This is a genomic window from Persicitalea jodogahamensis (assembly GCF_014651615.1).
GTDB classification, from domain to species: domain Bacteria; phylum Bacteroidota; class Bacteroidia; order Cytophagales; family Spirosomataceae; genus Persicitalea; species Persicitalea jodogahamensis.
Genome location: NZ_BMXF01000002.1, coordinates 434,254 through 445,916 on the forward strand (window position 1 = coordinate 434,254; position 11,663 = coordinate 445,916).

8 protein-coding genes are annotated in these 11,663 nt (G+C 52.7%); 1 reads left to right on the forward strand and 7 read right to left on the reverse strand.

What is annotated here, in order from left to right; all coding sequences use genetic code 11:
• Positions 1–19: 19 nt before the first annotated feature.
• The 6 genes from selD to IE117_RS12000 all read right to left on the reverse strand — a co-directional run bounded on the left by selD (position 20) and on the right by IE117_RS12000 (position 6,987).
• On the reverse strand, positions 20–1,078 hold the full coding sequence (selD, locus tag IE117_RS11975; RefSeq protein ID WP_374757968.1) for a selenide, water dikinase SelD: 1,059 nt from the start codon (positions 1,076–1,078) through the stop codon (positions 20–22).
• An 83-nt stretch (positions 1,079–1,161) separates the two neighbouring features.
• Positions 1,162–1,785, reverse strand: coding sequence for an OmpH/Skp family outer membrane protein (locus tag IE117_RS11980; RefSeq protein WP_189564651.1), 624 nt, complete (start codon positions 1,783–1,785; stop codon positions 1,162–1,164).
• 139 nt (positions 1,786–1,924) lie between these two features.
• Positions 1,925–2,293 (reverse strand): hypothetical protein, encoded by a 369-nt coding sequence (locus tag IE117_RS11985; RefSeq protein ID WP_189564652.1) that lies wholly within the window; start codon positions 2,291–2,293, stop codon positions 1,925–1,927.
• 3 nt (positions 2,294–2,296) lie between these two features.
• Positions 2,297–4,759, reverse strand: a complete 2,463-nt coding sequence (locus IE117_RS11990; RefSeq protein ID WP_189564653.1) for a penicillin acylase family protein — start codon at positions 4,757–4,759, stop codon at positions 2,297–2,299.
• A gap of 186 nt (positions 4,760–4,945) precedes the next feature.
• Positions 4,946–5,299 (reverse strand): YtxH domain-containing protein, encoded by a 354-nt coding sequence (locus tag IE117_RS11995; RefSeq protein ID WP_189564654.1) that lies wholly within the window; start codon positions 5,297–5,299, stop codon positions 4,946–4,948.
• 308 nt (positions 5,300–5,607) lie between these two features.
• Complete coding sequence (locus IE117_RS12000; RefSeq protein WP_189564655.1) at positions 5,608–6,987, reverse strand: leucine-rich repeat domain-containing protein; 1,380 nt, start codon at positions 6,985–6,987, stop codon at positions 5,608–5,610.
• A 125-nt stretch (positions 6,988–7,112) separates the two neighbouring features.
• Between IE117_RS12000 and IE117_RS12005 the strand changes: the two genes are divergently transcribed.
• A complete protein-coding gene (locus tag IE117_RS12005) occupies positions 7,113–7,340 on the forward strand; it encodes a hypothetical protein (protein WP_189564656.1) in 228 nt (75 codons plus the stop codon).
• 154 nt (positions 7,341–7,494) lie between these two features.
• Here IE117_RS12005 and IE117_RS12010 read toward each other — a convergent pair whose 3' ends face one another.
• Positions 7,495–11,412 carry a PKD domain-containing protein gene (locus IE117_RS12010; RefSeq protein ID WP_229580777.1) on the reverse strand — a complete coding sequence of 1,306 codons (3,918 nt, stop codon included), beginning with the start codon at positions 11,410–11,412 and terminating at the stop codon, positions 7,495–7,497.
• Positions 11,413–11,663: the final 251 nt, after the last annotated feature.

Genomic DNA, 11,663 nt, shown 5'->3' on the forward strand with positions numbered 1-11,663 from the left:
GATTGGTGATGTTTTTGGTTTACCCTAAGTAAACCACTTTCTCCCGCGCTTCTACTAATCGCCCGATTGGCTCGGCTTCAATGTTAAACGTGCGCAGGATGGTCTCCACCTCTGCCTGCCCCTCGGGCGTAACGGCGATGAGCAGTCCGCCGCTGGTCTGCGGATCAGCCAGAATATAGCGCTGGGTTTCGGTGAGTTCCGCGACTTTGTGGCCGTAACTCTGCCAGTTGCGAACGGTACCACCCGGAAAAGACTTTTGTGCCAGATAATCCTCGATGAAGGGTAGTTTGGGAACTGCATCAAAATCGATGATGGCGCTTAGTCCGCTGCCTTCGGCCATCTCAATGAGGTGGCCTAGCAAGCCAAAGCCCGTTACGTCGGTCAGTGCCTGCACCGATTCCAGCGCGCCCAGTGCTACGCCGACTTTGTTGAGTTGCCGCATCTGGTCAGCGGCAAGATGGGCGTGTTCTTCACGCAGCAGGCCTTTTTTCTGGGCCGTAGTCAGAATGCCGACGCCAAGTTTTTTGGTCAGATACAGTAAATTACCTTCCGTGGCGGTGTTGTTACGCTTTAAGTGTTTCACCGCCACGCGACCCGTTACGGCCAGGCCAAAAATGGGTTCGGGGCTGTCGATGCTGTGACCGCCCGCCAGCGGAATTCCCGCCTCGGCGCAGATCGCGCGGCTACCCTCAATGACTCTGCCGGCGATTTCGGGGGCCAGTTTATCGATGGGCCAGCCCAGAATAGCAATGGCCATCAGTGGCTGCCCACCCATTGCGTAAACGTCGGATATGGCGTTTGCCGAAGCAATGCGGCCAAAGTCGTAGGCGTCATCCACGATGGGCATGAAGAAATCGGTGGTGCTGATAATCGCGTCGCCATTACCCAGGTCCATTACCGCGGCATCATCACGCGAGTTATTGCCAACCAGCAAAGTACTCGTATCGAAGGTGGGCAAGCCGGGGAACATGGCCGCGGAATCGTTACCGTGCAGGATTCTATCCAGGATTTGGGGAGAAATCTTGCAGCCGCAGCCCGCGCCGTGGCTGTACTGAGTCAGCAGAACACTTTCTTCGATAGGATTATTCATTCAATTGAAAAATTGCAGATTGAAGTACCATACAAAAAACTGACAGCCGAATGCCTAACGCTGACTGCCCTTTACTTCTTAGCCGTCGAGTCCTTTTTGGCTGCGTTGGGGTTATTGTCCTTATACTCCTTGTTCAGCCCTTCGATCATTTTTTGTGTCACGTTGAGCGTGGAGTCAGCGTAGAGGATGCCACCACCTTTGGAGTACCCGAGGACAAACTCGTAGCTGTTTTCCTTATTGTACTTCTCAATGTACTGATAAATCTTGTCGTAAAGTTCGGCGTTTTTGTCAGCCTCTTCCTGAGCCAGCGTTTGGGCCGATCGGTCACGGTAAGCGATCAGATCCTGTTGTTTTTTGCCAAGCTGTGCTTCGGTGGAGCGCGCCTGATCAAGGGTCATTGTTTGCGCTTTTTGCTGGAAAAACTTGATTTCGTTTTCCAGAGAGCGCCCCCGGTTGGCCAGGTCGTTTTCCAGCTGATAACGCTTGTTCTCCAGTTCTTTACGCGTATCGTCAAAGAATGTATAGTTAGTCAAAAGTGAATCCACCTGTACATACACAATGCGGCGTCCTCCAATGCCAGTCGAGTCGGAACCGGAGAAGGCAGCTGTTTTGTTGCCGGAAAAATGAAGGAAAAACAGGACGATGACCGCAACGGTCAGGATGGCATTCCAGATCAGGGAGGTATTGTTGTTCACGGGTTGTTATTGATTTGTTTGTGCGTTGATTTTTTAACTGGTCAGTTTTAGGAGTACCCAGCCTTATCTTCAAATAGGCCGCAAAGATAGGGAATTGTGGATCAAGCCCTAAGCGTCGGCGGGAAATTTGCTGTATGAACTAGGTTCGGATAGTGAGAGGTTCCTTGACAAACAACTGCCTGACGTAGTATCCTGCCATGCCGGCGAAGCCCGCGACCAAGCCGCTCAGCAGCGTGACTGAAAACAGCAGGGCGGTGCCGCTGGGCAATGAGAACAGCTCGGCGATGCGATCGGACATGTTGCCCTGTGTGCTGTTGTGAATGAACGTGGCGTAGGCCAGCCATACGGTCGAAACCGCCGCTAAGCTCACCGCGTACGCAACGGCAGGGTGTCCGGAACGCCACAGACATACCAGAAAAGGCACGACTGCGATGGTCCACCAGGGCATGAAAAATTGCAAAAGGGCCGTAGCGACCAAAATAATGAGATAATTGCCTAAAACGCGCATAATTTATTTCTTTTTGAGGGTCCAGGTTGATTGCAGCCGATCGTTTTTCTCTTCCGCCGATTTCATGTACAGTAGTTCGTTCAGTTCGCCCTTTTCCCACTTCGCCAGCATATTCATATACAACGGGCTGGCCGGGTTGCCAGACTGGCCGCCGGGGTAAAGCCCGTAGGCTTTTGGCTGCGGACCGAGCTCCACCACCATGCGCCACGAAGGGCCGTGATGGTGCGTGGTGGCATTGACCACGCTGCCTCCCCCGCCGTTGCGTATGGGGGCTGAGTTGAAAGGCTTCAAGGCCCGGCTGAGGTGGACAATCTCAGTGTCCTTGATCGTGGCCCACTGCCAGGCCGGGCTCATCGGGCCGTGCTGCGCAGTCAGGGTGTCGAGGGCGACTTTAAAACTTTGCTGCACGATGTCCGAAATGGTTTCCTTGGCGGGCGTATTCACATTGTCGAACCAGCGGGCATCGGGCTGTTTCAGAATTAGGTACTCGGTGCGGTCGCGGGATGGGTAGCGAAAAGCCAGAGAATCGGTATGGAGTTCATCTTTCCAAATGGCTGTGCCGAGTGCGCCCACCCATTCTTCAAATATGGAAGGCGCAATGGCCTCGGCGCTGTTCACCATATCCCAGTCGGCCAGGGTCTGGTAGGCAGCTTTCTGACCCGGCCCCAAAGGGGCCACCCGCAAATATTCCAGCAGCGTGGGTAAAATCGTGCGCGCCATAACGCTGAAATTGTCATTTTGTAACATACGTAAGCTATCTGCCGTGGCTTGCGTCATTTGTTCGAGCCGCTCGTTGATACGGGTTCCTCGTTCCGATGGCGCAAAACGCCAATTAATGTAATAGGGGTAGCTAGGGTCAGTGGACGATTGATTGGCCGAACTCACGTAGCCACGCGGCGGATTTTTGACGGTCGGGTTCTGCGCCATCGGAATCCAGCCAAGCCAGTCGTCGGCGGGGTTGCTGCCGTCGAGCAGAAATTTGCCCTGCTCTTTGCGCTTCAAAGGAAACTTGCCGTTGACGGTGATGGCGATGTTCTTGCTATTGTCGGCAAAAACGAAATTTTGCGCCGGACCCACGTAGTGCGTGAGAGCCTGACGGTAGTCGTCGTAGTTGCGGGCGATATTTAGCTCATAGAATGTGCGGAAACTGTTGCCTGGCTCATGGCCGATCCATTTGGCCGCCAGCGATGGACCGGTATAGCCCTTTTCCCCTTCGTAATTCACGACCGGGCCATGGTGCGTATAGATTACGCTTTCACGTACCGAGTCAGTACTGCCCTTTACTGCGATCATTTCCAATCGTTTGCGGGTTTTATGCCAGGCGTCATCGTACCAATATTCGGCGTGGGTCGAATCGCGAAATTTTATTTTATACAAATCCAGTACGTCGGCATCCACATTAGTGACGCCCCAGGCAACATTCTGATTGAAGCCGATTACTACCCCCGGAATGCCCGGAAGCGACACGCCGTACACGTTCATGTCGGGGGTGTGCAGCTGCACCTGATACCAGATCGACGGCAGTGTCAGTTCGAGGTGCGGGTCATTGGAAAGGATGGGGTAGCCCGTGGCAGACTTCGCCGCACTGATCGCCCAGTTGTTACTACCCAGCCCTTCCACATTGGGTTCGGACAAAGGGATGGCGGGCATCATTTCGTTTCCTGCTTTCGTGGAATCCGGTGCGCCGTTCCGATTCGAAGTACTTGGAATCGGCAAGGGGGTGAAATTCCAGGGCGTACCGGCAGGAATAATCGGGCTTTCGTTCAGCATCGGGTAGTTGGGAAACAACTCGTTTACCGTTTCCTGGCCCAGGGATTTCAAAAGATTCGACATCGCCAGGTCATCGGCGCGGCCCGCCAGGGTCAAAGTCATTTGTTCCAGCATGTACATGCACTTGATCGGTGTCCAGCGCTCGGGTTCATAGCCCAGCAGCTTGTACTCGATCGGCACGTTCTTGGCTGATAATTGGTCAATGTAGGCATTTATTCCAGCGGTGTAGCCCAGCAGTGCCTCCCGCGAAACGGGATCACTCATGGTAGTTTTCAGGTTGACCTCAGCCCCGTAGCCCATGCCCATCCGGCGGGCGCGGCGATCCATCTCGATAGTGCGCGAACCCAGCACTTCCGAGAGCCGTCCGGCGGCGGCCCGGGTTTGCAGATCCATTTGCCACAGGCGGTCCTTGGCAGTAACATAACCCTGGGCATAGTAGAGGTCGTAGTTGTTTTGGGCGAAGATGTGCGGCACGCCCACGTCATCGAAGCGGATCGTTACGCCCTCGCGCAGGCTGTCGAGTTCGAGTTCGCGATCCTGAAAGTGTCCTGAGAGGGGTGCTTCGCCATTTTGCCAAAAGCCCGTGTAAGGGCTGATGAAGGGACCAAGGGCAGGGATGGCTCCCCACGGACGGCTGAGCGCGTACACCAGAAAAACGGCGAAGGCAACGCTTAGCAGCGCTTTTACATATTTCATAAAGTGGGTCGAGGGTACTGATTTTCAAATAAGTTCTCCAAGGTATGAATTCGATGCAAAAGCGGCAAATATTGGGCTTTCAGCCATAAAAAAAGCCGGGCTACATAGCCCGGCTTTTCACAACTCACCTTCATTCATCACCTCTTACGATGTTGAATCTTTTGCCATGAGTTTTATATCTGAATACTATACTTTCAACTTTTCTTCTGCCGTATCAATACCTGATTTCGCCTCGTCAGCCAGGTTTTCCACTTTGTGGTTGTAATTGTCTTTGACTTCTTCCTTGGCTTGTACCGCCTTATTTTTGTAGTGGTCGATCTTGCTCTCCACTTTGCCAACCACGCCACCAGGTGTGCCCAGACCCGTCTGGGATTTTACCTCGTCCACTAACCCGACCATTTTGTCGCGGGCATTTTCGAGATCTCCTTTGTAGCTATTAAGTTTATCGGAAAGTTGCTCACGGGTTTTCTTTCCGGAACGTGGGGCGGTGAGGTAGCCAACGGCCAGGCCAGCCAGCAGACCTCTCAGGAAATTTTTCATAATTCAGTTTATTTTTGATTTCAGGATATAAGATTTATTGATTTCCTAAATCACTAAAATCCTGCCAAGAACCAAGCAGTGGCGGTATTCTTCTCGTGCATTGGGTCCTGGGGTAGTAATTCTACATTTTTTAGCTCCTTTTTTCATGACACTTTCGCGTTTCCCTCCCTCAGTCCTTCCGGAAATTTACTGGAAGGATCTTATCAGAGGAATGCTTCCGAGCCTTGCAGTCGGGGCTGTATTCTTTGCATTTGCCTGCTATCTTAAAAAAAGAGAGCAATCCCAAGCCATCTTTCACTCAGCTATTTCTAATAATACACCTCCGTTGGGTGGCTTTCCAGCTTTTTGATGAAAGGCAGATACGCCTGCTCGGTTTCCTGCCGCAGGAAGGGATTGCCACGCAGATGCAGCTTCTCCAAATGCACGAGCTCCGTCAGTGGAGTGGGAAAGCTTGCAAGATTGTTGCCCGAAAGATCAAGTTCCCTTAGTTCTTTGATTTTCAAAATTTCTACGGGCAGAACGCTGTAAAAATTATAGCCCAAATCTAACAGTTGCAGTTTCGACAGGCGTGTGATCCGGTCGGGCAGGGCACTAAGGTGATTATGGTGGGCATAAAGTACCTGTAACCTTTTCAGTCGGTCGATGCGCTCGGGCAGCGTAGTAAGTTGGTTGTTGGCCACAGCCAGATGGCTGAGTTTTCGAAGTCTGATAACCGACTTCGGTAGTTCCTTGAATTGATTATAGTACAGGTCCAGTACTTCCAGACGGCGCAGCTTGCGCAGGCCCCGCGGCATAGTCGTGAGGCCGCAGCCGTAAAAATTCAGGTCGCTGACACTGCGCAGTCGGCGGAAACTGCGGTTGCTAAGGGCGAGTTCTTTATTTCCACCCAGCCAAAGGCTTTCCAGATGTTTGGCCGAGCGAGCCGCATCGGGGACGTCTGTCAGACCATTGGTGTGCATGTTCAGAATTTTAAGCGACTTGTTCTTAGTGAGCTTCAGTCGGTCGTGGCCAATCTGGTTCATGCGCAGATCCAGGTTTTTCAGCTTCGGCAGCCGGGACATGTCAATATCAAGCGCAGTCAGCTTATTTTCGTGCAAATCGAGTACTTCAAGGTTAGGGAAGCGGTAGATGAGATCGTAAGGGGCTTCGGTCAGTTCGAGTTGGTTGAGGTGGAGGCCCTTTATTTTCAAGGTATCCACTTCATTTCGAGCCGCCTCCAGCGTGGCAATCAGGCTGTCTCCGGTACGTACATTGCGGGGAGTAGTCGGGCGGCCTACCGAGTACATACCTGAGAATGTAAAGCGCGCTCCTCCGGCTCCTTTCAACTCCCAGTCCTGCAAAGATTTTGGTAGTTTGGTATTCAGGTTGTCTCCTATGGAATCGTCCGGTACTTTTGAACCAATTACTTTGTAGACCAAAAGATCGATCTTACCCGTCTCGTTGACGTAAGCGGTGTACATCAGGGCATAATTTTTCACGTGTTGATCGCCAGCCGTACTTTTGATAATCTTAATCAGACTGTCTGTGAATTTGCGACTCACTTCGGCATCCAATACGCCAGGGTAATCCTTTGAAAGTTGTTCGGTGGTGAGGTTGCTATTCTTAAAGTCATCGCGCGACATGACTTTTGGCTGCGCCTGTAAGGTCCCGAAAGTTAACAGAGTCAGTAGAAGTAATAAATTTTTCATGGCCCGGCTGATTGTGTTGAAAACAGTATCTTGTAAAGATAACTAAACAACTAGTTTTTGCAAGGTATTATTTCACACGCGCTGATTTTTTATAGCATGCGTTTGTCTTGGTCACCCTAAATTGTATGAAAAAGAAATCCAACCCCCAGAAGGCGAAGCTTACTTTGGTCTTGTTTATCCTGCTTCTACTGGCGGGAGTGCTAAACCTGCTCCTGCTATTATTGAGAAACGATTTCTACCGGGGTTTTCACCCTGCCGGAAATTATCTGACGCTGGCGGCAAATGTACTTTTCGTACTTTCCAGCATGGCGGGGATTGCCATTACACTTTCCAATATGCGGGGGAAGTCTTAATAGGTATTTTTTGGAGTGACGTGTAGCCGCATTGAGAATTCGTTCACCGGTATTTGTCAGTCACGATGGTACCTTTGATTTAGGAATGAACTGGAAAGAAGTACCATTTAAGGAGACAACGGCGGGCGAGGTGGGGCAGTAGCAGACATCTCTTTTACCGGATCACCATGACCGACCCCCTCAACCTCTCGCGACTCCTTTCAGGATAATACTCGCTACCGTAAGTAATGACATAGGGATAAGCCCCCGGCTGTACTTTCATGTTTTTGTAAGTACCATCCCACTTCTTCTCGATGCTGTCGGCGGCATAGATTACCTCGCCCCAGCGGTTGTAGACCTTTATTTCAAAATCCACGAAATACAACCCAAAGACATCGAGTAAATCATTGTTGCCGTCATTGTTAGGTGTGAAGGCATCGGGGACAAAAATGCGTGGATCGCAGCGGTCGACCACCTGCGTGGTATCGGTCAGCGTACAGCCTTCCTTATTGGTGGCAATCACGCTGTACTGCCCCAGGCTGCTGACAGTGATACGACTGGTAGTGTCGCCGGTTTCCGGCCAGAAATACGTTTGGTTCGAACCACCCCGGCTATCCAAAACGGCAGTGCCGTTTTCGGGGGTACATAGGGGCGATTCGGGGGCCAGCTCTAGCTTGGGCGATGGCAGGAACACCAGCCGCACGGTATCACGCCCGCTGCAACCGGCCAAAGTAGCTGTGACGGTGTAAGTACCTGTGAAGCGGGGATTGATGCTGGCCGTTGTCTGGCCGTTTGACCATTGATAAGTTGCCTCGCTGATCGTTCCAGCTATCAAACGGAAATTTGGGTCGTAGCAGAGCGTAGTGTCCGGCCCGAGGCGGACATTCGGTGCTGCTTTCACGTTAACAATGCGGTCATCGGAGGCCACGCAGCCGTCTCTGGATACGAAATAGGTCACACGTCTTTGTCCCAAAGAAGTATCCGTCGGAGTAAATAATCCCAGCGAATCTACCCCGGGGCCGCGCCAGAAGCCATTGGAAGGCGTTGCGCCCGTGAGTCGCTGTGGTCTCTGGTTAGCGCAGAAATCGAGCGGACTACCCGCTTCCACTTCGGGTTTGGGACTGAATTTTACCAGCACATCGTCGGTGCCATTGCAACCATTTTCGGCGTTAGTGACAGTCAGGGTGTAAGTACCTGCTTCCCTGACCACCAGAGTCCGCGTAGTTGTACCGTTGCTCCACAAGTACTGATTGCCGGCGAAGTCATTGGCCCGGGGTGAAAGCTGAATGGTGTCGCCGATGCATTTGCCGCGATCCGGACCAAGTAGTGCCAGATTATCTTTATCCAAACCTACCTTGATACCCGTCTGTGAGAAGGTGCAACCACCCGCGTCGGATGCCTCGAAGCTGTATGTACCCGCCTGCAAATTGGTCGCCGTCTGGGAAGTACTTACCACCTGACCGGAGGCATTGAGCCAGCGGAAAGTCGTGGGTTGTCCACCCGTAATGTTCAGGCCTATGGAGCCGGAGTCGGGTTGGGCGCAGGCGGCATTTTTCGCTACGGGGCTGATACGTAAAGGATTCGCCGCGGATCGCAATGCGAAGGCTGTATCTGTAGTACAGGCCAGTGGATTGCCACTGACGCGAAGCCGATAGCTTCCCTCGCGGAGTCCGGTAAGCTGCGCCGTGCTGCCGAGCGTGGTGCTGTCGGTACTTAGCCAGGCGTAGTTATACTGCCCCGCTGGGCTTATGGACGTCACCCTGATACTACCATCCGCCGTAGTACAGCCCGTGGGCGGTGTGAGGTCGGCACGCAATCGGGCGCGGGGGCGCGCCACAACCTGAATCGTATCCTCATTGTAGCAGTCGTTACCATTCTTGACCTCCACGAAATACGTCCCGGCTTGCCTGACGGTAATGTCGCGGGTGTTGTCACCCGTGCTCCATTTGAACTCACGCCAGGTCTGGCCGGGGGCAGAAAGTACGATGGTGCTGTCGTTGCAAACAGTCGTATCGGGTCCCAGGGAAAAGGGCGGCGGGCGGCGGATGGTCAGCTCCACGGTGTCGGCGCTGAAGCACACACCCTGCGGGCCGTTGGCAGCGATAGCTACATACTGACCGGTCTGAGTAGCCTCAAATATTTTCTCGCGACCCACAGGGCGGCCGTTGAAGAGCCACACGAACAACTCAGCGTCTACGTTGGCTTCCAGTTGAATGCTGTTGCGGCATTCGTCTTGGTCGGGACCGAGGTCAATGGCTTTGGGCGTCTCGAATATCTCGACATTTTGAAAAAACGTCGTGTCTTTACATTCATTAACCGCTCGCAAACTGACGCGGTAAATACCCGGTTGGTTATACGTGTGCGAAACCTGCGTCTGCTTGCCGTTGACGGGTGCGCTGCCGTCGCCAAAATTCCAGGTGTAGGTATCCTTGATCGGGTCGCAGAGCGGACTGGCCTGGAACTGCGTAGGCGCTCCCGTACAGAAGCCTTCAGCCTCGAAGCCGGGACCGTCGTTCTGTTGGGTAAAGTTCTGCACCAGGCTGGGCAGGCCGAGGTTACTTTTCTTGCCTCCCAGGCTTACGCCTTCCAGCTCGTACTCGATAGCACTGACTGAATTATTCTCTGGTTCGCCGATGACAGCCAGATATTCACTGCCATCTACAGCCATATAAATCCGGCCATCGGAGCCAATCTGCAAGGCTCCGAACTTCTGGTTTCTTGTACTATCTATTAATATTCGTGAATCGGCTATAAGAGTGGAGTCGCCTAGCGTCAAGTCATATTGCACAAGTTTGGAGGCGGTAGTATCCTGTCCCTGAAACGAAACATACATTTTCTCCCCGCTGGGCGAGAACTCGATCCCGTAGGCTTTGGGCGGAGCGGGGCCCAGGTCTATGGTACGTTCGTAGGCCATCTCGCCCGTAGAGTCCGAGAAAGTGAAGATTTCCACGTAGTTGCGCGGTGGGCCGGGAACAATCACCGCCAGACGCCGCTCGCCAGTAGTACTATCGGCAGGGGAGAACTTCATGTACCCCTCGCCCTTTTCCTTGGTATCATGGGCCATACCCAGATCGAAGCTTTTTTCCTCCGTCAGACCACCTGCCGTGGCGTGATATACGCGGAAGGTATTGTTGCCAAAATCGTGGGATACGACCCAATAGGTACTGTCACGGTCGTTACGGACGGAGGCGATACGCTCTGTGGTAGTACGCTCAAGTACCGTGTTTTGCTCCACGATAGCTCCTTTGCCATTTTCCCGGCGCATATCCACCACACTTATGGTGAGGGCCTTGGTAGAATCGTTGATGTCGGTAGTTGTGAAAATATTGTACAGATACTCACAACCCTTACAGGTCGGCTGCGGCACGATCAGGGCCGACTGGGTGGAGTTCTTGCTGCCCTGCAGCGGCTTGCAGGAGTCGGCCAGGCATTTCATTTCAGCGCCGTCTTTATCATAGACTTTTATCCCGTCGGTGTAAAAGAGTAGTTCACCCTTCGAGTTGGCGATGGAAGAAGTTCCTTCCGGAGTAGACAACGAGCCGTCGGTGATGGCGGTAGGGGTGCCGTTCGCAAAATCAAGTCCGGCGTTTGCGCCGAAAAACCACTTGGCTCCCTGTTGTTGTGAGGGTTCCAGGCATATCTTGACGTTAACCCGGTCCTGAATCTTGCAACCGTTGGGTAAAATCACCTCCACCGAATAACAGCCCGAGCTGTCGATTTCCAAAGCCTGGGTTGTGTCGCCCTTGGGGTACCAGATGTACTTCGCACCCGCCGGACCCTGGCCCCCTGCATAAGGATCAAGGGTAATCGTCTGGCCGGGGCAGATCGTCGTGTCGGTTTTCCATTGGTTAAAAGAAGGGGGTAGTTGGCCGACATCGATTGTCTGGCTCACACTATCAACCTTGCCACCTGCCAGCGTACGCACCAACGTTACGGTATAAGTGCCGGGGGCCTGATAGGCGTGGCCAGTGTTGCGGGTAGTGGCGGTGTTGTCATCACTGGCCCCATCGCCAAAGTTCCACTGCCACGCCACCGAAGTTTGGAGCGTATCACTGAATGTCGTGACGTCATCCTCGCATTCGGGGTTCAGCATGCACTGGTTTTTCACCACGAATGGTGTTTGCGCATGAGCCATACCCGCCAGCAGCAGTAGCCCCGCGCTCAAAATCCAAAAAAATCGCCTATGTCTATTATAAATCAACCTCATCCTTCGTTACTAACTCGCAATCCTGACCGTCTTTTTAGCGGCGGCATTGTTTTAACGAAAAAAAAATCTTTAAATTTCACGCCATTTTTTTTGATAAAAAAGGCCCGGTTTTCCTACTGATTACGCAAAATGCGGCT